Source organism: Paracoccaceae bacterium, from assembly GCA_019454225.1.
In the GTDB taxonomy this organism is placed as follows: domain Bacteria; phylum Pseudomonadota; class Alphaproteobacteria; order Rhodobacterales; family Rhodobacteraceae.
Genome location: CP075370.1, coordinates 2,944,239 through 2,966,382, shown reverse-complemented (window position 1 = coordinate 2,966,382; position 22,144 = coordinate 2,944,239). Strand labels below are relative to the sequence as shown.

The window sequence follows — 22,144 nt, the reverse complement described above, 5'->3', positions numbered from 1 at the left end:
CCGCCCCTAGAGTTGCGACAGCAGGACGTATTGCCCCTTGTCGCGCCGCACCAGGGAGAAGGCCGGGCGATCCTCGGGATCAGTATAGACGTTGGCGTCGGTCCGCGCGATGGCGAGGCGCAGATTTTCGCGGATCGAGTCCGATTGGCCACTGTCCTGCGCGAAGGCCTGCTGAAAGACTGCCCGCGCCTCGCCCGCGCGGCCCTGTTCCATCAGCACCACGCCGAGATTGTTCATGGCGGGCACGAAGGTGGGATCGGCCTCAAGCGCGCGCTTCAGCAGGCGTTCGGCCTGGCCCAGGCGCCCCAGTTGCAGGTTCGCCGAGCCGAGCGCCGACAGGACATCGGCGTTCAGCCCCTGTTCGCCCGCCGCGCGCAGATAGGCCCTGAGCGCCAGCTCATGTTCACCCGAGGCCATCAGCCGGTGGCCGACGATCAGCCCGTCCTCGCCCTGGGCGCGGGAGGACACCGCGGGGGGGCGGTTCTCGCGCGTCGGGTCGGTGGTCGGGGCGCAGGCCGCCAGCCCCATGGCGATGGCCATCAAGGAAAGAAGCAAGGCGCGCACGGGGCGGCCTTGCGGTTGGTCGTCGCGTCGATTGTCGCGTCTCATGCGCGGGTACACTCTGCCTCATGCCCCGCGCCTTTGGTCTGAGTCCGCCGGTCAGCCGCCGCGACCGCCCATATGCGTGGCGATGCCGTGGATCGACGGGCCGATCAGGATGATCATCAGGGGCGGCACGGTGAACATCATTGTGCCGAGGGTCAGCTTGGTCGGCAAGGTGTTTGCCTTCTCTTCCGCGCGCATCACGCGCTTGTCGCGCATTTCGGCGGAATAGACCCGCAGCGCCTCGGCGATCGAGGTGCCGAAGGTGGCCGATTGCACAAGCGTGGTGACGAAGGACTGAACGTCGGCGATGCCCACGCGCTCGGCCATGTCCTTGAGGACCTGCACCCGTTCCTTGCCGGCCTTCACCTCATGGCTGACGATCTCGAACTCCTCGGCGAGCGCGGGATAGCCGGCGCGGCTTTCCCTGGCCACCCGCAGGATGGACTGATCCAGCGACTGTCCGGCCTCGACGCAGACCAGCATCATGTCGAGGGCATCGGGGAAGCCCTGGGTGATCTCGGTCTCGCGCTGCTTCACCCGCTTGTTCACGTAGTAGATCGGCGCGTAGTAGCCGAGCGCGCCCGGCAGGATGGTGTAGAGCACCATCTGCTGGCTGGTCAGCGCGCCCGATTGCGAGACGATCAGCGCATAGATGGTGCCCAGCGCCAGCAGGCCGAGGCCAAGGCAGAGCTGGGCAAAATGGAAGATGCGCACGGCGTTCTTCGACCGGTAGCCCGCCCGCAGCATCCGCATGCGCGAGGCCGAAAGCTCTTCGGCCGATTGCGGTTCGAGGAAGCCCGCGAATTTCTCGAGCTTGTCGACCTTCTTGGCCGAGCGCAGCATCTGGCCCTGCGGCGTGATCACCGCCGCGCGGGCCTGCGACTTGAGCTTGTCGAAAGGTTCGGGGCGGGCCCGCAGCATGGCGGGCAGGGTGGCCAGCACCAGCATGAACCCCAGGGCGCCCACCGCGATGAGCGGTCCGGCAGGGCCCAGGTTCGCGACCAGCATCGCTTCGATATTGGCGAGGAATTGCATGGATTTGCCCCTAGACCTTGATGTTGACCATGATCTTCATGAAGACCACGTTGGCGACGAGGAACGCACCCACGATCAGGGCGGCGGGAATGAAGGCCGCGGTTTCCTTCACCTCGTCGTAATAGTCGGGCTGGATGACGTTGATGAAGATCAGCGCCACGATCGGGAAGGCCGACAGGAACATGCCGGACCACTTGGCCTCGGCGGTGATGGCCTTGACGCGGCGGAACAGCTTGAACCGGGCGCGGATCACCTTGGCCAGCCCGTCGAGGATCTCGGCCAGGTTGCCGCCCGAGGTCTGCTGGATCGACACCGCCACCGCAAGGAAGCGGAGGTCCTGGTTGTCCATGCGCTCGGCGAAGTCCTTGAGGCTGTCGGCCACGTCACGGCCATAGGCGGCCTCGTCCGCGATCAGGCCGAACTCGGTTCCCAGGGGGTCGGCGACCTCCTTCGCGACGATGCCGATGGCGGAGGAGAAGGGATGGCCGACGCGCAGTGAGCGCACCATCAGTTCGACCGCATCGGGCAGCTGTTCCTCGAGCAGGGCCATGCGCTTCTTGGCCTTGCGGTTGACCCAGACATAGACGCCGCCCACCCCCATGCCCACGGCCATCAGCACGCGGACGGCAAGTTCCGCCCCGGTGCCGACCGTCAGCCCGAGGAAGGCAAACCCGGACAGCCCCGCCATGATCATGACCAGCTGTTTCGGCGTGAAGGCGATGTTGGCGCGCTGCGCCTTGGCGGCGAGCATCGAGTAGAGCGGTATGCCCTTGGCGGTCAGGTGCTGGGACATCTCCTTGCGGAGCTGCTCCAGCACCTGCTCGCGGTTGCCGTTCTTGGCGAGCAGGTCAAGACGGCGGGAAACCCTGGAATTCAGGCTGATCGACTTGCCGAAGACCGTGAGATACAGGCCCTCGACCAGCACCACGACGGCGACGAAGATCAGGATGTAGATGATGGGCGCGGCGCTGATCGTCATCGGGGCACCTTACGGAAGGGGTTCATAGATCGAGGCAGGCAGATCGAAGCCCCACTGGCGGAAGCGGTCGGAGTAATGGCTGCGCACGCCGGTGGCGTTGAAGCGGCCGATGATCTTGCCGTCCGGCGCGATGCCGAGGCGTTCGTATCGGAACACCTCCTGCATCGAGATCACCTCGCCCTCCATGCCCGTAAGCTCGGTGATCGACACCATGCGGCGGCTGCCGTCCTGCAGGCGGGAGGCCTGCACGATCAGGTTGACGGCGCTTGCGATCTGGCTGCGCACGGCCTTGAGCGGCATCTCGATGCCGGCCATGGCGACCATGTTTTCCAGACGGCTGATGCCGTCGCGCGGGTTGTTGGCGTGGATCGTGGTCATCGAGCCGTCGTGGCCGGTGTTCATGGCCTGCAGCATGTCGATGACTTCCTCACCCCGGGTTTCGCCGACGATGATCCGGTCGGGGCGCATCCGGAGCGCGTTGCGCAGGCAGTCCCGCTGGGTGACGGCGCCCTTGCCCTCGACGTTCGGGGGGCGGCTTTCCATGCGGCCCACATGGACCTGCTGCAGCTGAAGTTCCGCCGTATCCTCGATCGTCAGCACGCGTTCCTTGTTGTCGATGAAGGAGGACAGCGCGTTCAGCGTGGTGGTTTTCCCCGAGCCGGTGCCGCCCGAGACGATGATGTTCAGCCGGGTGGACACGGCGGCCTGCAGGTAGGCGGCCATTTCCTCGGTGAAGGCGCCGAAGCGCACGAGGTCCGGGATGCCCAGCTTTTCCTTCTTGAATTTCCGGATCGAGACGAGCGAACCATCCACCGCAACCGGCGGCACCATCACGTTGAAGCGCGACCCGTCGGCCAGGCGCGCGTCGCAGTAGGGGTTCGATTCGTCGACGCGGCGTCCCACCGCGCTCACGATCTTGTCGATGATGCGCAGCAGGTGACGTTCGTCCTTGAAGGTGATGTCGGTCAGTTCCAGCTTGCCCGAGCGTTCCACGAAGATCCGCTTGGGGCCGTTCACGAGGATATCGTTGACCGTGTCATCCTTCAGCAGCGGCTCCAGCGGGCCGAGGCCCATGACCTCGTCATAGAGTTCCTGGTTGAGGGTGGTGCGGTCTTCCTTGTTCAGGGCCACCGAAAGCTCGTCCAGCGCCTCGGAGGTGATGGCCGAGATTTCCTGCTTCAGGTTGGATTCGGTCGCATGTTCCAGCGCGGCAAGGTTCAGGTTTTCCAGCAGGCGCTTGTGAAGCTCGACCTTGAGCTCCATCAGCCGTTCCTTGCGCTTCTGCTCCTTGTCCGCAGCCATCGCCTCGGCCGGGCTGCGGCCGGCGGTGCCGTTGACCGGCCGCAGCGGGACGGCCGTCTTGTTGCCAGCCGTCTGCACGGGCGGGGCGACGCTGGGCGTCGCGGCACCCACGGCGACCGAGGGCGGAGCTTTCGGCGCGGCATCGCCGGGCTTCTTGAAGCGCGAGAACATCCGGTTACCCCTTGTGCGGCATGATGCGGGTGGCGGGCAGGCGGGTCATGATCACCCCTTGCCCGTCTCGACCGCCCGGTTCAGATCGTAGAGCGACTTGGCAAGCTTCTGCACCTCGCGGCGCAGCGCGTTCTTGGCAGCCCCTTCGGACAGCGGCAGGCCATGGTCGTTCGACTGGGTGACCTGGCTGCCGCCGTCGGGCAGCTGCACCTCGATGTCGATGTCCAGGCTTTCGGCCATCCGCTTGACGCGGGACTTGGCGCTGAGGTCGGTGAAGCGCGGCGCGCGGTTCAGCACGTAGCGCAGCTTTTCATGCGGCAGACCCTCGGCCTTGAGCGCGCGGGTCAGGCGCAGCACGTTCTGTGCCGAGCGCAGGTCAAGTTCCATCAGCGCGAAGTAGACATGGGCGCGGGTCAGCACCGTCTCGGTCCAGCCGACGATGGTGCGCGGCATGTCGACCACGACGAAATCGAAGTTCGACAGCGCCATGTCCAGGATGCGCGTGACATCCTCGCCGGTGATCATCTCCAGCGGCAGCATGTCGGGTGGTGCTGTGAAGACGTGCAGCCTGTCGTTGAAGGTGAGCATGGCACGCAGGAATGCCTCGCTGTCGAGGCTGGCGGTGTCCGACAGCACCTCGAACACCGCGTCGCGGCGGGGCAGGTCGAGCCCGGTCGAGACGGCGCCGAACTGCAGGTCGAAATCCAGCAGGCAGACGCGCGGGGCGTCCTGCTTGACGATGGTGGCGAGTTCCCAGGCCAGGTTGACCGCAAAGGTCGTGGCACCCACGCCGCCCGCCATGCCATGCACCGGCAGCAGCACGCCGTCACGGTCGCCCTTGGCGCGGAAGCTGGGGCTGTTGACGTTGGGCACCTCGGGCGCGACGGCCGCTGCCGGGGCTGCCGCGGCCGGAGGGGGCGCGGGCTTGCGCAGCCGCGCGATCGCGTCATGCAGCGCACCCTCGGGCAGGGGGTAGGGCACGAAATCCTCGGCGCCGAGGCGCAGCAGCTGGTGCAGCCCGACGGGGCTGATCTGCTGGGCGATCAGGATCACCTTGATCCCGCGCGCCTTGGCCTGGCGGATGATATCGGTAATGCGGGTCAGGTCCGCCTCATCCTCGCCGTCGACGGCGATGGCGACGAATTCCAGCGTGCCGGCATCGGGCTGTTCCAGAAAGACCAGCGCATCCTCGAACGAGAGGTCGCCCCAGCTTTCGCCAAGCTCCTGCTCCATGTCGTCGATCAGGAGGTCGAAGTTCTGCACATCGCGAGAGATGGTGCACGCCAGGATAGGTGCCGGTTCCGGCTGAAGATTAGCCACGCTCGTCATCGCCTTCTTTGCCCTCTGCCAACCAGGGCCGGGGGTCGAACCCGCGACACCCGGGTGCGGATTGATCCGCACGCCTGTCCCATTGCAGGGAAAATGCCGGGTGATGGTGGCGAGATTGGGGCTAAAAAATCGTTATTCTTTGATTTTTGTTGTTTTGCGAACAAAGCGGCCCCGCCGTTGCGGCGGGGCGCGCTGTGGCGTCACTGCAGCGCGGCGCCGACGGTCTGGTTCGCGGTGGTCGTCACCGGCGGATGGGGGCGCTTCGCAAGCTCGATGTACTCGCGGAAGATGACCTCGGCGTACTTGCCTTGCAGGACGGTCGGGTGGCGGCGCACGAAGCCCGTCACCTCGGTGACCGTGCGGCGGTTGCGCACCTCGGGGGCATTCGTCTGCACCAGCGGGCGGGTCTTGCCGAACGAGGCCACGGCCTCGAGCCGCGAGCGGCTGATGCCCTGGCGCACCAGGAAGTTCACCGCCGCCTGCGCCCGCCGCAATCCGAGCGCCTGGTTGTAGGCATTGCTGCCGACCAGATCGGTGTGCCCGTAGACGCGGAACCGCACCTCGGGGAACTGCTTGATCCAGTTGGCCTGCTGCACCAGCACGCGCTGCGACTCGCCGTCCAGCGTGGCGCTGTCGAAGGCGAAGTTGATGGTGTCGGGCACCTCTTGCGAGAAGCGCCCGGCAAGCGCCATCACATAGTCGCGCTGGCCCGAGTGGACCAGCACGTTGTTCATCGTGGCGTTGCCGAAGTCACCCATGTTGACCTCGCTGCCGGTTTCCCGGTCGGGGGCACAGGCTGCGAGCGCCAGAAGCGAGGCTGCAAGAAGCAGGGAACGCGTCATCGCCGTCACTCCATCACATAGCCGTAGGAACCGCCGAAGTCCTGCCGGGCAACCTCGCCCGCCGCACCCTGCTGGGCCTTGCGGCCCTCGATCTTGCCGAACAGGAAGAACTCCTTCTCGGTCGGCAGGCGCACGCGGTCGGTGGGCAGCGCCAGAGCCTCGCCCCGGGTCGGGGTCACGAGGTGCGGGGTCACGATGATCACAAGTTCCGACTGCGCCCGCTGGTATTCCGCAGAACGGAACAGCGTGCCCAGCACCGGAATGTCGCCCAGCCACGGCACCTGGCCGTTCAGGTTCTTGAAGTCATCCTGCAGCAGGCCCGCGATGGCAAAGCTCTCGCCGTCGCGCATCTCGACCGTGGTCGATGTCTCGCGCCGCTTGAAGGCGTTGACCGCGACACCGCCAGCCTGGATCGTGATGGTGTTGTCGATCGAGGATACGGCGGTCATCATCGTGAGGTTGATCACGTCGCCGTCCACCACAACGGGGGTGAAGTTCATCTCGACCCCGAACGGCTTGTACTGGATGCCGATGCCATTGTCGGTGGCCACGGGGATCGGATATTCACCCCCGGCCAGGAACTTGGCCTCCTGCCCGGAAAGGGCGGTCAGGTTCGGTTCCGCAAGCGTGCGGACGACGCCCTTGGATTCCAGCGCCTCAAGCAGGACGCCGAATTCCAGACTGCCGGCCGTGAAGCCCAGCGCGAGGGCAGAATTGGCGTCTGACCGCGTATTGACGGCATTGCCGGTGTTGATGCCGTTGCCGGGCGCCAGCCATGTGCCGGTTTCGCCGCTGACACCGATCTTGGTCCCGCCCTGCACCGCAAGGCTGGAGGACAGGTTCTTGGACACCGACCGCTGCATCTCGGCGAAGCGGACCTTGAGCAGAACCTGCTGCGTTCCGCCCACCGTCATCAGGTTCGACACGCGCTCCGGCGCATAGCGGTTGGCCAGGTCCAGCGCGCGGTCCAGCTTGACGGTCGAGCTGACCTGCCCCGACAGCACGATACCGTCATTCGCCGTGCGAACCTCGATCGGCTCTCCGGGCAGGATCTGGCGCAGCCGTTCCTTGAACTCGGCGATATCGGGGGCGACATGGACATCCACGTTCGAGATCAGCCGCCCGTCGGCGCCCAGCAGGGTCAGCGTCGTTCGACCCGGTGCCTTGCCCAGAACGTAGATCGACCTGTCGGAGAGGGTCGAGATATCGGCGATGCCGGGGTTGGCAATCGACAGTTCCGCAAAGGGAATGTCGCTTTCCACCACCACCGCGCGGTTCATCGGGACGCTCAGCGCGCTTGACGGCGAGCCGGTCATCACCCGCAGCGTCTCGGCCCCCAGGGGGGCAGGCGGCGCCAGGGCCAGCGAAAGGCCCAGGGCCGTCGCCGTCATCAGGATTCGAACGCTCATGTGACCTGCCTCTCCGATCACGCCTCTGTTCCGGGTCTTCATGCCCGGTCTTCTGTCGGCAGAGTGTGCCAGTTCAGGTTTTTTTGCAAGAATCATATGGTTGTGGCGCAACCTTTATGTGGATAACTTGCAACAGGGTGCAGGTGTTGTGTGCGGGCATGCGAAAAGGGCACCACATAGGGTGCCCTTGCCACATTGCCGGCCGGTTGCCGCAGCTGTCAGTTGGTGCAGGGGATCGGGATTTCCACGACATCGGCTCCGCGCCGCGTCTTGACCGAACACACCTTTTCCACCTCGACCTGCGCCTGCTGTTCGATGACGATGCCCAGAAGGCTGCGGCTGTCGACGTCGATCACGCCGCTGGCGGCGACATCGCCCTGGCCCACCAGCGACAGCGCCAGGCGGCCGGTCGCCTGGGCCTGTGCCAGCCGGGCGACCTGCTGGGGCGTCACCTCAACCGTCACCGTCCGGGCAACAAGCGCGCCCGAGCTGCGTTCGCTGTTGGCGATCTGGTCCACCGCCACGATCTGCACCGATCCTTCGATCAGGCGGGTCATCTCGCCCTCGATGTCGCGCGTCGTGCCGGTCCAGTAGATGTCGACGTTGTCACCCGGCTGCAGGAAGCCCGACACGCCCGAGGCGACGTCGACCTTGATCGCGAAGGCCCGCATGCCCTTGGCCAGGCGGGCCGTCAGCCCCGCGTCCTCGCCCGGTTCGGTGACCTTTACAGCCAGGATCGGTTCGGATTTCTCCATCTGTCGAACCACGAAGCGCGGTTTCAGATAGTCGCCGGGGAACAGCGCCGCCTCGTCGGTGAACACCGATTCGGGCAGGTTGTTCTTTGGCATCAGCACCTTGCGCACGTCGTCCCGGGTCAGGGGGGCACCGTAGACCAGTGCCTCCTTGGCGACGTAGACTTCGACAACCGGCCCGAGCTTTGCCCGGAACGCCCGCTCCTGCGTCAGTTCCGCCTGATTCTGGCCCACGTACTTCTGGACCATGTAGACGGCGAAACCCGCCAGTGCGAGCCCCGCGATGAAGACCAGTCCGAATATCGCACGCATGTGCGCCCATCCTTCGTATGCGGCCGCCGGTGGCGGCCTTGCCCCACGCGCCGCGGCAGAGCGGCGCTACCCATCCATCACGTCAGCGGGAAGCTGCCTCGGCCACGTCCTGCGCGATCCGCACACCCGCATTCTCATACAGCGACACCGTCAGCAGCTGGTGCAGCGCCATCACGACGCCCACGAGCGCCGCCGTCAGCACGACCCAGTCCACCGTCACCGCGCCACCTTCGTCCTGCGCAAAGCGCCGGACGGAAGCCTTCAAACCGTTGCCAATGCCGCGCATTGATGCTTGCTCCGCGTAAAGCGCCCCTCACCTTCCGGGGTATCGCCTGAATGTGGCGTCAAAGGGGCGGATTTGGATCGATTCCGCGGTTGCCCCAGCCTTTCCGGCCCGACCTGGCGGGCGCCCGCGGAAACGGAAAACGCGGCCCCGTTGGGGGCCGCGTCTTGGCGGGGGTGTGGTCGGCGGCGGCACCTGGCCGCCGCCTGACACCTCAGGATCAGCGCGAAGCGGCTTCTTCCAGGTCGGCAGCGATCTGGTCGCCGGCAGCGGTGATCGCCGGTTCGATCGCGTTCATCACGACGAGGCCCAGGCCGACGATGGCAGCGGTCAGCACGACCCAGTCAACGGTCACGGCGCCGTCTTCGTCTTTCGAGAAGTTCTTGAAGATGTTCAGCAGTTTCATGGTTCTGTCCCTTTCCAAGGAGCTGTCAGGTTCGGTTGCCAACCGCTTCGGATCGTCTTGGACCGGCCTCTGTTCCGCGTCCCTCTCCGTCTCGGTATGGTTGCTTTATCGACCCCGATTGTGTTGGGAATGCGCAGTCCGAGAGGCATTTTCGGGAAAATGCAGCCGATTGCAGGATTCTTTCAAGCCATTGAAAATATTGCGAAACACGAACGAACTTTCACAGAATGGCGTGGCCGTGGCTGTGGCCGGGGTGCCGAGTTTGGCGTTTTTGCCACATTTGACGGCCGAATTTGCTTGGCATGAAGGCGCGATTCCCGCAGCTTCACCGAAAAATAACGAGCAGGCGACAGGACGGCAGGCATGCGGGGCTCGAACAGGCTCCTTGCGGTGATTCTCGGCGTTGGAATCGGGACGGCTTCGGCGCAGGTGGCGGCGGCCGAGGATGATTTCACATTCCGGAGGGTCAAGCCGCCCTCGGCCGGAAGCGGCCCGCGAATCAATGTGCAGATCGACCCCGCCGAGCAGGCCCGCCGTCTGGCGGCATTGCCGAAGGTCGAACCGCGAAAGCCGGACGCGGCGCAGGAGCCCGCCGCGCAGGATGTGGCCGCGGCGCCCGCCGCGCCGCCCGCCACCGCCTATGGATGGTTCTGGGATCTGGTCTCGCCCGCCCGGGGGGCCGACGCGGGGCGGTTCCCGACGGCGATGGCCGCACTTTCGCAGGGGCCGGGCGGCGCCTCGGTGCGCGCCCCCCGCCTTCAGCACCTGCAGCAGGTCGCGCAGGCCCATGGCACCGAGATCCTCAAGGCCACGATCGGCACGCAGGTGTCGCCCGCGCTGGTCCTCGCGGTGATCGGCATCGAAAGCGCGGGCCGGGTCGATGCCGTCAGCCATGCCGGGGCAGAGGGGTTGATGCAACTGATCCCGGCCACGGCGGAACGGTTCGGCGTGTCGGATTCCAAGGACCCGGCGCAGAACATCCGGGGTGGTGTGGCCTATCTCGACTGGCTGATGACCGAGTTTGACCGCGACCCGCTGATGGTGCTGGCCGCCTACAACGCGGGTGAGGGCGCGGTCAGGGCCAACGCCGGTGTCCCGCCCTATGCCGAGACGCGCGACTATGTACCGAAGGTTCTGGCGGCCTGGCAGGTGGCGCAGGGTCTGTGCCTGACGCCGCCGGAGCTGGTCAGCGATCCCTGCGTGTTCCGCGTGGTGTCGGCGGCGCCGTGAGGTTTCACGCGGCGAAGACGTCCGCCCATTCCGGATGGCGCCTGCGCATCGCGTTCACGAAGGGGCACAGCGGCACCACCTTGAACCCCTCGGCGCGGGCGTCCGCCACCAGCCGCTCGACCAGGGCCAGGCCCGCCCCGGTGCCACGAAAGCTGTCGGGCACCAGCGTGTGATCGGCGATCACCAGGGTGGGCGTCGTGACCGACCAGGTCAGTTCGGCCTCTTCCCCGTTGCGGCGGATCACATAGCGGCCCTTGTGGCCCGCCACCTCGCGCGCGATGTCGAATGCGTCAGACAATGGTCGCCTCGGTGGCCGCGCGCAGATCGGCCTCTGAGACGCCCGGGGCGCATTCCACGATCTTCAGGCCGCCCGATACCACGTCCAGGACCCCGAGATTGGTGATGATCCGGTCCACCACGCCCGCGCCGGTCAGCGGCAGGGTGCAGCGTTTCAGGACCTTGGATTCACCCGCCTTGTTGGTGTGGTCCATCACCACGACCACGCGGCCGACGCCCGCCACGAGATCCATGGCGCCGCCCATGCCCTTGACCAGCTTGCGGGGGATCATCCAGTTCGCAAGGTCGCCGTTCTCGGCCACCTCCATCGCGCCGAGGATCGCCATGGCGATCTTGCCGCCGCGGATCATCGCGAAGGACTGGGCGGAGTCGAAATAGGCGGTCTGGGGCAGTTCGGTGATGGTCTGCTTGCCCGCGTTGATCAGGTCGGCGTCCTCTTCCCCCTCCCAGGGGAAGGGACCCATCCCGAGCATCCCGTTTTCGGATTGCAGCGTCACCTCGACCCCCTCGGGGATGTGGTTCGACACCAGCGTCGGGATGCCGATGCCGAGGTTGACGTACCAGCCGTCCTGCAGTTCCTGCGCGGCGCGCGCCGCCATCTGGTCGCGGTTCCACATGTCAGACGGTCTCCCGCTTGCGCACGGTGCGCTGCTCGATGCGTTTCTCGTGCTGCCCCTGGATGATCCGGTGCACATAGATGCCCGGCAGGTGGATCGCGTCGGGGTCCAGCGAGCCAAGCGGCACGATCTCCTCGACTTCCACCACGCAGACCTTGCCGCAGGTCGCGGCCGGCGGGTTGAAGTTGCGCGCGGTCTTGCGGAAGATGAGGTTGCCCGAGGGGTCGGCCTTCCAGGCCTTCACGATGGACAGGTCCGCGACGATCCCGGTCTCAAGGATGTAGTCCTTGCCGTTGAAGGTCTTCACGTCCTTGCCTTCGGCGATCACGGTTCCGACGCCGGTGCGGGTGTAGAAACCGGCGATCCCCGCTCCGCCCGCCCGCATGCGTTCGGCCAGCGTGCCCTGCGGGTTGAATTCCAGTTCCAGTTCGCCCGACAGGTACTGGCGCATGAATTCGGCATTCTCACCCACATAGGACGAGATCATCTTCCTGACCTGCCGGGTTTCCAGCAGCACGCCAAGCCCGAAACCGTCGACGCCCGCATTGTTGGATGCGACGGTCAGCCCCTTGGTCCCCGCGTCGCGGATGGCCGAGATCAGCAGTTCCGGAATGCCGCAGAGGCCAAAGCCGCCCGCCGCGATCGTCATGCCGTCAAACAGAAGCCCGTCGAGCGCCTCGGCCGCAGAGCCATAGACCTTTTTCATGCCACCCCCCGATGGTGTTGCCGCCCCCCTTTTGCCCGGGGCGGGGGGCCGCGTCAATCACGCTGCGGCGCGGCGTGACGGTCAGCGGGCCGCGCGGATGCGCGGCCGGTCGGCGGACATGAACAGAAGCACACCGTTGCCGTCGATCTCGAACCGGTCGATGGCCGACAGCGCATCGAGGAACGCGCGCTCGCGTGTCATCACGTCGGGCGGACAGGCCATCATGGTGCCCGCCGCCTGCGTGAAGCGCAGGGACTCGCCCGTAACCTCGATCCCCGCCATGTAGCGGTTGCAGCCCGAACGGCCCGCGACCCGGCCTTCGGCGAATTCCATCGTGACGTCGGCGCCCCCTGGAACCTCGTCGCCGTCGACGTGCAGCACGCGCCAGACGCCCCGCAACAGATCCTGCGGATCACCGGCGCAGCCCAGAAGCTGCATCCCGCGGCTGTCCAGCGGCGTTGCGGCGGCGGTCAGCGGATAGGGCATGCCGGTCATCGTGTCGCTGCAAGGGCCCGGCAAGAGGTCGACAATCAGCCAGCCCGGCACGACATAGGTGATCGCATCGGCGCGGACGATCGCGGGGGGCAGCATCGCCGCCTCGCCGGTCTGACCCGCCTCGGTCGTCAGCCGAAGGCCATCGGACGACATGTCCAGCCGCCAGCCCGGTTCGTTGCCGCGCGCGATGAGTGCCGACTGTTCCGGCATGGTGACGGCCCGGCATTCGGGCAGGGTGACCCCGAACCATGTGACCGTGGCCGCATCGCCCTTGGACCAGAATGCGGTCTCATTCCCCGCACCGTCCGAAAAACGTGCGCCGGAGGCGGATTCCACCGCGCCAAGGCGGCGGCTTTCCCCCGCCATCGACAGGATCGCCGCATCACCGGCAAAACCCGCCGTCACGAACTTCGCCCCGCAGGCAAAGGTGGTCGCAAAGCCCGCGGCGGCGTGGCGACGCAGCGGCAGGATCGGCAGCATGACATCGGCGCTTCCCGCGCCGATCTCGATGACCTCGGCCAGCCAGGTGATCGCCCCGCCCTCCTGTACCGCCGCCCGCAGCAGCAGCGGCGCATCCGGCACATCGGTCAGCCGGAAGGGCAGCGGCACCTGCCGCCCCTCTGACGGGATGCGTGCCTCGGCCACGACACCGTCGCGGCCGATGATCTCGACCACCAGCACCGCATCCGGGGCCAGGGCGATCCGCTCGGCATGGGCCACCCCGCCCTGAACGTCCCGCGCCTCGGCGGACGCGAGAGGCAGCACGAGCGCGGCGGCAAGCAGGAACGGGCGGAACATGGCATCACTCCGGTGCTGGATGGCGACGAGTGTCGCAGCGTGCCCGGCAGGGCGTCAACCGCGAGCGGACTTTACGCCGCCGCCGCGCCGCCTATGCTGCCCGCGCCTGCCCGCGTGGTGGAACGGTAGACACAGGGGACTTAAACTCCCCAGGCCGAAAGGCCGTGCCGGTTCGAATCCGGCCGCGGGCACCAGGGCGGCGATCGGCGGGCATGCGGCCAGGTCCAGGCAGCCCGGCGCGCGGCCGGGATGCCGCCCTAGCCCTCCTTCACCGTTTCCATGGCGACATAGGTCGATGTCTGCGCCACATGCGGCAGCGCCGAGATGCGTTCGCCCAGGACCCGCCGATAATCCGCGATGTCGGTCGTGCGCACCTTCAGCAGATAGTCGAACCGGCTGGCGATCATGTGGCATTCCTCGATCTCGGGGATCCCCTGCACGGCGCGGTTGAATGCGGTCAGCGCGGTTTCGCGCGTGTCGGACAGCCGCACCTCGACAAAGGCCACATGCGCGCGGCCCATCCGGACCGGGTCGAGCCGGGCATGGTAGCCCGTGATCACGCCGGACTCCTCCAGTCGCCGCAGCCGTACCTGCACGGGCGATTTCGACAGCCCGATCCGGCGGGCAAGTTCCGTCGCGCTGATCCGGCCGTCGGCGGCCAGATGGCGCAGGATCGCATGGTCGAAACTGTCCAGTTCATCCGGCATGCCACGCCCCCGGGTTTCAGGCGGATCGCCTGCATCCCGATACAATTCAGGAGAAACGCCCGGCAGACCTGCGGTATCATGGGCCTGACAGGAGAGCCAGACATGCCGCGCGACGACACCCCCGACCCCCGTCAGATCATCACCCACGGCGCGCTTGCCCCCGAGGCGCCCCTGGTGGCGGCCCTGGTCGCCGCCGCGGCGCTCGACGCCCCCGCGCGCGCCGCGATCGTGGCCGAGGGCGCGCGGCTGGTCACCCGGATCCGCGACAGCGCCAGGCCCGGGCTGATGGAGGTGTTCCTGGCCGAATACGGGCTGTCGACCGAGGAGGGCGTCGCGCTGATGTGCCTGGCCGAGGCCTTGCTGCGGGTGCCAGATGCCGACACCATGGACCGCCTGATCGAGGACAAGATCGCGCCGTCCGACTGGGGGCGGCACCTGGGCCGTTCGGCATCAAGCCTGGTCAACGCCTCGACCTGGGCGCTGATGCTGACCGGCCGTGTGCTGGACGATCGCGAGCCGGGGATCGCCGGGCACCTGAAGGCCGCGATGCGGCGGCTGGGCGAGCCGGTGATCCGCGCCGCCGTGGCCCGCGCCATGAAGGAGATGGGCCGCCAGTTCGTGCTGGGCGAAACCATCGCCGCCGCGATGGACCGCGCCGCGGAGGCCGAGGCGCGGGGCTATACCTACAGCTACGACATGCTGGGCGAGGCCGCCCGGACCGAGGCCGATGCGCGCCGCTATCACCTGTCCTATTCGCGCGCGATCGGAGCCATCGCCGGGGCCGCCCGGGGCAACGACATCCGCACCAATCCCGGCATCTCGGTCAAGCTGTCGGCGCTGCATCCGCGCTACGAGATGGCCAAGCGTGACCGGGTGATGGCCGAACTGGTGCCGCGCGTGGCGGCGCTTGCGGGTCTGGCGCGGGCCGCCGGCATCGGGTTCAACATCGACGCGGAAGAGGCCGACCGGCTGGCGCTGTCCTGCGAGGTGATCGAGACGGTGCTGTCGGATTCCTCGCTGGCCGGGTGGGACGGGTTCGGCGTGGTGGTGCAGGCCTACGGGCGGCGCGCGGGCGCGGTGATCGACTGGCTGCACGCCCTGGCCACCCGGCTGGATCGCCGCATCATGGTGCGGCTGGTCAAGGGCGCCTACTGGGATACCGAGGTCAAGCGGGCGCAGGTGCTGGGCCTTGCGTCCTTCCCGGTGTTCACCCGCAAGCAGGCGACCGATGCCAGCTACATCGGCAATGCCCGGAAACTGCTGGGGATGACCGACCGGATCTATCCCCAGTTCGCCACGCACAATGCGCATACGGTGGCGGCGGTGCTGCACATGGCAGGGCAGATGGGCGTCGATACGGCCGCCTATGAATTCCAGCGGCTGCACGGCATGGGCGAGCGGCTGCACGACATCGTGCTGGGCGAACGCGGCACCCGGTGCCGCATCTACGCCCCGGTGGGCGCGCATCGCGACCTGCTGGCCTATCTGGTGCGCAGGCTGCTGGAAAACGGGGCGAATTCCAGCTTTGTCAACCAGATCGTCGCGGCGGATGTGCCGCCCGAACGGGTGGCGGCCTGCCCGCTGGCGGCGGTCGAGGGCATGGCCGATACGGTGAACGGCGCAATCCTGCCGGGGCCCGAGATCTTTGCCCCCCGGGCGAATGCGCGGGGCTGGGATCTGACCGATGCGGGCGATCTCGCGGCGATCGGGGATGCCCGCGGCGCCCATGCCGAAACCCTGTGGGACGCGCGGCCACGGCTGGCCGGGCCCGTGGCCGGCGCGGTGCGGGCCGAGGTGCGCAACCCCGCGACCGGTACGCTTGTCGGCCATGTCATCCCCGCAGGCGCGCCCGATGTCGAGACGGCGCTGCGGCTGGCCGCGCCCTGGGATGCCGCACCCTCCGAACGCGCCGGGGTGCTGCGGCGGGCGGCCGACCTGATGGAGGCCGAACACGGCGCGATCTTTGCCCTGCTGGCGCGCGAGGCGGGCAAGACCCTGTCCGATTCGGTGGCCGAACTGCGCGAGGCGGTGGATTTCCTGCGCTACTATGCCGAGGGTGCCGTGTCGCTGACCGCGCCGCCGCGCGGTGTCTTTGCCTGCATCAGCCCCTGGAACTTCCCGCTTGCGATCTTCACCGGGCAGGTCGCCGCCGCGCTGGCGTCCGGAAACGGCGTCCTTGCCAAGCCTGCCGAACAGACTCCGCTGATCGCCACGCTGGCCGTCGACATCCTGCACCGTGCCGGGGTTCCCGCCACCGCGCTGCAATCGCTGCCGGGCGACGGACCGACGGTGGGCCGCGCCATCACCTCGGATCCGCGGGTGCATGGCGTGGCCTTCACCGGCTCGACCGAGACCGCACAGGCGATCCGCCGCGCGATGGCCGGGGGAATGGACCCGACCGCCCCGCTGATCGCCGAGACCGGCGGCCTGAATGCCATGGTCGTGGATTCGACCGCGCTGCCCGAACAGGCGGTGCGCGATGTCATCGCATCGGCCTTCCAGTCGGCCGGCCAGCGCTGTTCGGCCCTGCGCTGCCTCTATGTGCAGGAAGACATTGCCGAGGGCGTGACCGCGATGCTGACCGGCGCGATGGCCGATCTGTCGCTGGCCGATCCCTGGCATCTGACCACCGATATCGGCCCTGTGATCGACGCCGCGGCGGCACAGGACATCCGCGCCCATGTCGATGCGGCGCGTGCCGAGGGCCGGGTGATCCGCGAACTGGCCGCGCCGGGGCAGGGGCATTTCATCGGCCCCTGCGTGATCCGGGTGGGCGGCATCGCCGACATCCCGCGCGAGGTGTTCGGGCCCGTCCTGCATCTGGCCACGTTCCGCGCGGGCGATCTGGACCGCGTGATATCGGACGTGAACGCAACGGGTTACGGGCTGACCTTCGGGTTGCACACGCGCATCGACGACCGGGTTCAGGCGGTCGTCAGCCGGATCCGGGCGGGCAATACCTATGTGAACCGCAACCAGATCGGCGCCGTGGTGGGCAGCCAGCCCTTTGGCGGCGAGGGGCTTTCGGGCACCGGGCCCAAGGCCGGCGGGCCGCATTACCTGGCCCGCTTCACCCGGCAGGCGGCCCCCGGCCTGCCCGACGCCCCGCCGGGCGCGACACCCGAGGCAACCGTGGCCACCGCGCTGTCCTTCGCGCCTGCGGCCGGTGTGGCCGCGACGCTGGACCTGCCGGGACCGACGGGGGAATCGAACCGCCTGTCGCTGGTGCCGCGCGCGCCGCTCCTGTGCCTTGGCCCGTCCGCCCAGCAGGCGCTCGCGCAGGCCGAGGCGGTGCGGCGTCTGGGGGGGCAGGCGATCGAGGCGCCCGGGCTGGCGCCGGCCGCCCTGTCGCGGCTGTCGGGATTTTCCGGCGCGATCTGGTGGGGCGATCCCGAGGGCGGGCGGGCACTGGCCCTTGCGCTCGCCGCGCGCCCCGGTCCGATCCTGCCGCTGGTCGGCGGGATGCCCGACATCGGCCACGCGATGCTGGAACGCCATGTCTGCATCGACACCACGGCCTCGGGCGGCAACGCGCAGCTTCTCGCGGCGGGCAGCTGAGCCCCCCGGCTTGACCGCGCGCGCCGGATCGGGAAGGGTCGGGCGATGTTCCCGATACGCGACCACAATCCCTCGGGCCGCACGCCCATCGTCTGCTGGAGCCTGATCGCGATCAACGTCGCGGTCTTTCTGGGCTATTGGCACACGATACCCGGCGACCGCGCGATGATGATCTTCTTCGATACCTGGGGCCTTGTCCCCGCCGCCGTGGTGCAGGGCGAGGACTGGCACGGCTTCCTCACCTCGATGTTCCTGCACGGCGGCTGGATGCACCTGATCGGCAACATGCTGTTCCTGTGGATCTTTGGCGACAACATCGAGGATGAACTGGGCCACCTGCGGTTCCTGGGCTTCTATCTTCTTGCCGGGTTCCTTGCCGCTGCCGGTCAGGTTGTGGCCGAGCCCTATTCCCCGATTCCGATGGTCGGCGCCTCGGGGGCGATCGCCGGGGTGCTTGGCGCCTATCTGGTGATGTTTCCGCGCGCCAAGGTCGACGTGCTGATCATCATCGTGATCTTCTTCCGCATCTTCCCGGTTCCGGCCTGGATCATGCTGTGCCTGTGGTTCGGCCTGCAACTGCTGGGCGGTTTCTCGACCCCCTCGGACGAGGGGGGCGTGGCCTACTGGGCGCATGCCGGCGGGTTCCTGGCGGGGATGGTCCTGATCCTGCCGGTCTGGATCGCGCGGGGCGGGCCCGGGTTCTGGTCGCGCACCCATGGCACGCCACCGCATCCCGAGGCGCGCTATGCCGTGTCGAAGTCGCGCGTTCCCCAGGTGCCCCGGCGCTGATGCGCTGTCATTTCTTCTTTTTCTGCTCGCGCTCGTAGTCGTCCATGTATTTCCTGACCGAGGGGTGGTTCAGGATTTCGCTCTTGATCTCGTCCTCGAGCTTCTCGGGCTTGTCCTCGGCCTTCCAGCGGTCGAGCACCTCTTTCACCGCCTTCGGCCCCAACTGGTCCACCAGTTTCAGAAGCCCCTCCTGACCCGCCTTGTCGAGCTTTACCTTCTTGGAAATGCCCGCGAAATCGGCCTGGGTGAAGTGCTTTGACGCGCCCTTGCCGAACTTTTCGGCCACCGGCCCGAGCAGTTTCAGGCCCGCCCCCTTGATGAAGCTTTCGGCGGCGGCATCGACGAAATCGTCGAAGGTGAATTTCTTCTTGGGGTCGGTCAGGCCCTGCAGGCCCTTGATGCCGTCCTCGATCATCTGCTGCGCGCCGCCGTTGATCGAACGGTAGATGAAGGTCTTGAGCAGCGGCGAGCCCGCCTTCTTGATCGCCTTCTCGGAGACCTTGTCGAGGAACGGGCCCAGCTTGCCGCCCTTCAGGATCAGCCCCACCGTGCCGTCCACCACGGCCGCCATGAAGACGTTGACCACGCCATTCGGCACCGAATAGCTGGCGTCCTTGCCGGCCTTGCCGATCTCGCCCAGTGCCGCCTCATAGGCCGCGAGGCTGGCCGACACCGCGACCTGCGCCTGCCACGAGGCGCCGCCGGTGGCCACGGCCGCCGTGACCTGCAGCGTGATGATACAGGCGCTCTGCACCATCTCCAGCTGCTTGATCATGTCCTCGCCGCCGTCGAACATCGACTTGCGGTATTCGGACATGGCCTTGAAGGCGACGGCTATAGGCTTGACGCGGCTTTCGAATTCCCGGTCGGTCAGCATCCCGGTGCGGGCTTCCGCCTCCAGCGATTCCGCCGCCCTGACGGCGGCGGCCATCATCGAGGCCGAAGGAAAGTCGGCCCCCGTCCAGGTTTCGATCGCCTTGCCCCAGAACCAGTTGGCCTTGCGCGTCTGGTCATGCGCCTGCCAGTACATCTGCGCCTCGCGCGCCAGGCCGACCAGCTGGCGTACGGTGTCGCCCGCGACCTTGCCTGCGGCCTTGCGCATCTCGGCGACCTGCTGGGGGGTGGCCGCGACCTCGGTGCTGCCGATGCAGTAGAGCTTGCGCGGGATCGTCGCGTCCTTGATCGCCTTGAGCGTGGCGGCGTCGATCTCGCCCGAGGAGTGGCCGACGTTCAGCCGGGCCTGCACCTCGGCGATCACGGCGCGAAGTTCGTCGTCATAGGCGCCGGTCTCGGGCAGCTTGTAGCCGAGCTTCGCGTTCAGCATCTTCTGCAGCGCAGCAACCTGGGGGCTGCTGGTGCCGTATGTCATGGTGGCCATGGGGAACCTGCGGGACAAGGAAGTGGTTGGAAATCAATTGCCAACCGCTAGCGCGCCCATGGCGAAAATCAAGGGGAAATCCCCGTCAGGCCACCTTCTCCAGCACCACGCGCGGGGCGATGCCGAGGGCACGGCAGACCTCACGCGTCAGATGGGGCCGATTGAGCGTGTAAAAGTGAAGGTTTTCAATGCCTTCCTGGATCAGCCGGTCGCAGAGCATGGTGCAGTGCGTCAGCGCCAGAAGCTCTTCGCGGCCGTCGCGCGCGGCGGTCTGGAACGCCTCGTCCAGCCGGGCGGGGACGGCAGAGCCGCAGCGGCGGGCGAATTTCTTGGCGCCCTCCCAGGACTGGATCGGCAGGATGCCGGGAATCACCGGGGCGGTGATGCCCTCTTTCGTGCAGAGGTCGCGGAACCGCAGGAAGGTTTCGGCCTCGAAGAAGAACTGGGTGATTGCGCTGGTGGCCCCGGCGTCGATCTTGCGCTTCAGCCAGCGCACATCCGCCGCCGTATCGGGCGAATCCGGGTGCGGTTCGGGATAGGCGCCGACGCGGATGGTGAATTTCCCTGTCTTTGCAAGGGCCTCGACGAGTTCGACGCTGGAGGCGAAGCCCTCGGGATGGGGGGTGAAGCGGTCCGCGCCCTTGGGCGCGTCGCCGCGCAGGGCGACGATTTCGGTCACGCCGGCCGCCGCGTAGGTGTCGACGATCTCCATCGTCTCGGCGCGGGTCGCCTCGACGCAGGTGAGATGCGCGGCGACCTTGAGCCCGTAGTTGCGCCCGATCGTGGTCACCGCCTCGTGCGTCAGCTTGCGCGTCGTGCCGCCGGCCCCGTAAGTCACGGAAACGAATGAAGGATCCAGCGGCGCCAGGGTCTGCACCGTTTCCCACAGCCGGAAGGACGCATCGAGCGTCTGCGGCGGGAAGAACTCGAACGAGACGGACGGGATGCGGGACATGGGACTCTCCTTTCCGCCCTTGTCGCGCATGTCGGAGCGTGAGACAAATTCATAATCCTCAACATGGTCATGAGGCGAGGCGCAATATGCACATCGAATTCCGGCACCTGCGGACAATCCGCGCGATCCATCAGGCGGGTGGGCTGGCGCGGGCGGCGGAGGTGCTGAACACCACGCAAAGTGCCCTGTCGCATCAGGTGAAGGGTATCGAGGATCAGGCAGGCGTCGAGCTTTTTGTGAGGCGGTCCAAGCCCTTGCGCCTGTCGGCCGCGGGGCTGCGGATGCTGCGCCTGGCCGAGCGCATCCTGCCCGAGATCGAGGCGCTGGAAGAGGAGTTCCGCGGGCTGCGGTCCGGCAAGACCGGGCGGCTGCACATTGCCATCGAATGCCACGCCTGTTTCGAGTGGCTGTTCCCGGTGCTGGCCGAGTTCCGCCGTGCCTGGCCGGATGTGGATGTGGACATCCGCGCGGGCCTGGCCTTCGAGGCGCTGCCCGCGCTGGCGCGCGAGGAGGTGGACCTCGTGGTGTCGTCGGACCCGGTCAGCCTGCCCGGCGTGGTGTTCAACCCGCTGTTCGACTATGAGCCGCTGTTCGTGGCGGCTGCCAGCAACCCCTTGGCACAGAAAGAGGAAATCTCGGCCGAGGATTTCCGCGAGGTGACGCTGATCACCTACCCGGTGGCGCGGGACAAGCTGGACATCTTTACCGAACTGCTGAGCCCCGCCCGGGTCGAGCCGCGCGCGGTGCGGCAGGTGGAGCTGACGGCGGTGATCCTGATGCTGGTGGGATCGGATCGGGGGGTGGCGGTGCTGCCCGACTGGGTGGTGCGCGAGGTGCGGCTGAGCGCGGATTACGTGACGCGGCCGCTGGCTGGGCGGCCGGTGAAGCGGCTTTATGCGGCGACGCGGGAAGAGGATGCGACGCGGCCCTTCATGGCGCAGTTCCTGCGGCTGGGGCGGACGGAGCCGGTGAAATTGCAGGGCCGTGCCCGTTCGGCAGGTTAATTCACTGATATAGTTGGGTAAATCACGTATGGCAGCCGTCCTGCGCCCGTCGGTTCCCTGTACGGCATCCGTCCCGACAGGGCGTACGGTGATCCGACGTTAACGAATTTCAGCGGTCGGCCGCGAATCGGTGCCCGGCGGTCCGGCAGGGCCGCCGCCGCCCGGTGTCAGCGCCCGGTGTCAG

At 67.4% G+C, this 22,144-nt stretch carries 21 protein-coding genes and 1 tRNA gene; 5 read left to right on the top strand and 17 right to left on the bottom strand.

The window, feature by feature from the left end:
- Positions 1-6 precede the first annotated feature (6 nt).
- From KF887_14040 to KF887_13995, 10 genes are all read right to left on the bottom strand, one after another.
- Entirely contained in the window at positions 7-540 is a 534-nt protein-coding gene (locus tag KF887_14040) for a tetratricopeptide repeat protein (GenBank protein ID QYK40533.1), read from the bottom strand.
- A 120-nt stretch (positions 541-660) separates the two neighbouring features.
- Positions 661-1,641 (bottom strand): type II secretion system F family protein, encoded by a 981-nt coding sequence (locus tag KF887_14035; GenBank protein QYK40532.1) that lies wholly within the window; start codon positions 1,639-1,641, stop codon positions 661-663.
- Positions 1,642-1,651: 10 nt separating this feature from the next.
- Positions 1,652-2,620 carry a type II secretion system F family protein gene (locus KF887_14030; protein ID QYK40531.1) on the bottom strand — a complete coding sequence of 323 codons (969 nt, stop codon included), beginning with the start codon at positions 2,618-2,620 and terminating at the stop codon, positions 1,652-1,654.
- A 9-nt stretch (positions 2,621-2,629) separates the two neighbouring features.
- A complete protein-coding gene (locus KF887_14025) occupies positions 2,630-4,093 on the bottom strand; it encodes a CpaF family protein (GenBank protein ID QYK40530.1) in 1,464 nt (487 codons plus the stop codon).
- Between the two features lie 51 nt (positions 4,094-4,144).
- Positions 4,145-5,422, bottom strand: coding sequence for an AAA family ATPase (locus KF887_14020; protein QYK40529.1), 1,278 nt, complete (start codon positions 5,420-5,422; stop codon positions 4,145-4,147).
- 200 nt (positions 5,423-5,622) lie between these two features.
- Positions 5,623-6,264, bottom strand: a complete 642-nt coding sequence (locus tag KF887_14015) for an OmpA family protein (GenBank protein QYK40528.1) — start codon at positions 6,262-6,264, stop codon at positions 5,623-5,625.
- A 5-nt stretch (positions 6,265-6,269) separates the two neighbouring features.
- Entirely contained in the window at positions 6,270-7,673 is a 1,404-nt protein-coding gene (locus KF887_14010; protein ID QYK40527.1) for a type II and III secretion system protein family protein, read from the bottom strand.
- A 218-nt stretch (positions 7,674-7,891) separates the two neighbouring features.
- The gene (gene cpaB, locus KF887_14005; GenBank protein ID QYK40526.1) at positions 7,892-8,737 is read right to left on the bottom strand and encodes a Flp pilus assembly protein CpaB; all 846 of its coding nucleotides are present in this window, start codon (positions 8,735-8,737) and stop codon (positions 7,892-7,894) included.
- 82 nt (positions 8,738-8,819) lie between these two features.
- Complete coding sequence (locus tag KF887_14000; protein QYK40525.1) at positions 8,820-9,002, bottom strand: hypothetical protein; 183 nt, start codon at positions 9,000-9,002, stop codon at positions 8,820-8,822.
- A 238-nt stretch (positions 9,003-9,240) separates the two neighbouring features.
- Positions 9,241-9,426, bottom strand: coding sequence for a hypothetical protein (locus KF887_13995; GenBank protein ID QYK40524.1), 186 nt, complete (start codon positions 9,424-9,426; stop codon positions 9,241-9,243).
- A gap of 363 nt (positions 9,427-9,789) precedes the next feature.
- Here KF887_13995 and KF887_13990 point away from each other — a divergent pair, with 363 nt between their 5' ends.
- Complete coding sequence (locus tag KF887_13990) at positions 9,790-10,656, top strand: lytic transglycosylase domain-containing protein (protein ID QYK40523.1); 867 nt, start codon at positions 9,790-9,792, stop codon at positions 10,654-10,656.
- 4 nt (positions 10,657-10,660) lie between these two features.
- Here KF887_13990 and KF887_13985 read toward each other — a convergent pair whose 3' ends face one another.
- From KF887_13985 to KF887_13970, 4 genes are all read right to left on the bottom strand, one after another.
- Positions 10,661-10,954 (bottom strand): N-acetyltransferase, encoded by a 294-nt coding sequence (locus tag KF887_13985; GenBank protein QYK40522.1) that lies wholly within the window; start codon positions 10,952-10,954, stop codon positions 10,661-10,663.
- Entirely contained in the window at positions 10,947-11,570 is a 624-nt protein-coding gene (locus tag KF887_13980) for a CoA transferase subunit B (protein QYK40521.1), read from the bottom strand. The genes KF887_13985 and KF887_13980 overlap by 8 nt, the downstream gene beginning before the upstream one ends.
- Before the next feature lies 1 nt (position 11,571).
- A complete protein-coding gene (locus KF887_13975; protein ID QYK40520.1) occupies positions 11,572-12,276 on the bottom strand; it encodes a CoA transferase subunit A in 705 nt (234 codons plus the stop codon).
- 81 nt (positions 12,277-12,357) lie between these two features.
- Positions 12,358-13,569, bottom strand: coding sequence for an META domain-containing protein (locus KF887_13970; GenBank protein ID QYK40519.1), 1,212 nt, complete (start codon positions 13,567-13,569; stop codon positions 12,358-12,360).
- A gap of 108 nt (positions 13,570-13,677) precedes the next feature.
- Between KF887_13970 and KF887_13965 the strand changes: the two genes are divergently transcribed.
- Positions 13,678-13,763: transfer RNA gene (locus KF887_13965), tRNA-Leu, on the top strand.
- Between the two features lie 63 nt (positions 13,764-13,826).
- Here the strand turns inward: KF887_13965 and KF887_13960 are convergent.
- A complete protein-coding gene (locus KF887_13960; GenBank protein ID QYK40518.1) occupies positions 13,827-14,276 on the bottom strand; it encodes an Lrp/AsnC ligand binding domain-containing protein in 450 nt (149 codons plus the stop codon).
- Positions 14,277-14,378: 102 nt separating this feature from the next.
- Between KF887_13960 and putA the strand changes: the two genes are divergently transcribed.
- A complete protein-coding gene (gene putA / locus KF887_13955; GenBank protein QYK40517.1) occupies positions 14,379-17,834 on the top strand; it encodes a bifunctional proline dehydrogenase/L-glutamate gamma-semialdehyde dehydrogenase PutA in 3,456 nt (1,151 codons plus the stop codon).
- A 45-nt stretch (positions 17,835-17,879) separates the two neighbouring features.
- Positions 17,880-18,623, top strand: coding sequence for a rhomboid family intramembrane serine protease (locus tag KF887_13950; GenBank protein QYK40516.1), 744 nt, complete (start codon positions 17,880-17,882; stop codon positions 18,621-18,623).
- A gap of 7 nt (positions 18,624-18,630) precedes the next feature.
- On the opposite strand, the gene KF887_13945 is transcribed toward KF887_13950, so the two are convergent.
- Both KF887_13945 and metF read right to left on the bottom strand, forming a co-directional pair.
- Complete coding sequence (locus KF887_13945; protein ID QYK40515.1) at positions 18,631-20,001, bottom strand: peptidoglycan-binding protein; 1,371 nt, start codon at positions 19,999-20,001, stop codon at positions 18,631-18,633.
- Positions 20,002-20,086: 85 nt separating this feature from the next.
- Entirely contained in the window at positions 20,087-20,956 is an 870-nt protein-coding gene (metF, locus tag KF887_13940; protein ID QYK40514.1) for a methylenetetrahydrofolate reductase [NAD(P)H], read from the bottom strand.
- 86 nt (positions 20,957-21,042) lie between these two features.
- Between metF and KF887_13935 the strand changes: the two genes are divergently transcribed.
- Complete coding sequence (locus tag KF887_13935) at positions 21,043-21,960, top strand: LysR family transcriptional regulator (GenBank protein QYK40513.1); 918 nt, start codon at positions 21,043-21,045, stop codon at positions 21,958-21,960.
- Positions 21,961-22,144 lie beyond the last annotated feature (184 nt).

Coding starts and splice junctions, on each gene's coding strand:
- KF887_14040 (QYK40533.1), bottom strand. CDS start 540: ATGGCCATCGCCATGGGGCTGGCGGCCTGCGCCCCGACCACCGACCCG.
- KF887_14035 (QYK40532.1), bottom strand. CDS start 1,641: ATGCAATTCCTCGCCAATATCGAAGCGATGCTGGTCGCGAACCTGGGC.
- KF887_14030 (QYK40531.1), bottom strand. CDS start 2,620: ATGACGATCAGCGCCGCGCCCATCATCTACATCCTGATCTTCGTCGCC.
- KF887_14025 (QYK40530.1), bottom strand. CDS start 4,093: ATGTTCTCGCGCTTCAAGAAGCCCGGCGATGCCGCGCCGAAAGCTCCG.
- KF887_14020 (QYK40529.1), bottom strand. CDS start 5,422: ATGACGAGCGTGGCTAATCTTCAGCCGGAACCGGCACCTATCCTGGCG.
- KF887_14015 (QYK40528.1), bottom strand. CDS start 6,264: ATGACGCGTTCCCTGCTTCTTGCAGCCTCGCTTCTGGCGCTCGCAGCC.
- KF887_14010 (QYK40527.1), bottom strand. CDS start 7,673: ATGAGCGTTCGAATCCTGATGACGGCGACGGCCCTGGGCCTTTCGCTG.
- cpaB (QYK40526.1), bottom strand. CDS start 8,737: ATGCGTGCGATATTCGGACTGGTCTTCATCGCGGGGCTCGCACTGGCG.
- KF887_13995 (QYK40524.1), bottom strand. CDS start 9,426: ATGAAACTGCTGAACATCTTCAAGAACTTCTCGAAAGACGAAGACGGC.
- KF887_13990 (QYK40523.1), top strand. CDS start 9,790: ATGCGGGGCTCGAACAGGCTCCTTGCGGTGATTCTCGGCGTTGGAATC.
- KF887_13980 (QYK40521.1), bottom strand. CDS start 11,570: ATGTGGAACCGCGACCAGATGGCGGCGCGCGCCGCGCAGGAACTGCAG.
- KF887_13975 (QYK40520.1), bottom strand. CDS start 12,276: ATGAAAAAGGTCTATGGCTCTGCGGCCGAGGCGCTCGACGGGCTTCTG.
- KF887_13970 (QYK40519.1), bottom strand. CDS start 13,569: ATGTTCCGCCCGTTCCTGCTTGCCGCCGCGCTCGTGCTGCCTCTCGCG.
- KF887_13960 (QYK40518.1), bottom strand. CDS start 14,276: ATGCCGGATGAACTGGACAGTTTCGACCATGCGATCCTGCGCCATCTG.
- putA (QYK40517.1), top strand. CDS start 14,379: ATGCCGCGCGACGACACCCCCGACCCCCGTCAGATCATCACCCACGGC.
- KF887_13950 (QYK40516.1), top strand. CDS start 17,880: ATGTTCCCGATACGCGACCACAATCCCTCGGGCCGCACGCCCATCGTC.
- KF887_13945 (QYK40515.1), bottom strand. CDS start 20,001: ATGGCCACCATGACATACGGCACCAGCAGCCCCCAGGTTGCTGCGCTG.
- metF (QYK40514.1), bottom strand. CDS start 20,956: ATGTCCCGCATCCCGTCCGTCTCGTTCGAGTTCTTCCCGCCGCAGACG.
- KF887_13935 (QYK40513.1), top strand. CDS start 21,043: ATGCACATCGAATTCCGGCACCTGCGGACAATCCGCGCGATCCATCAG.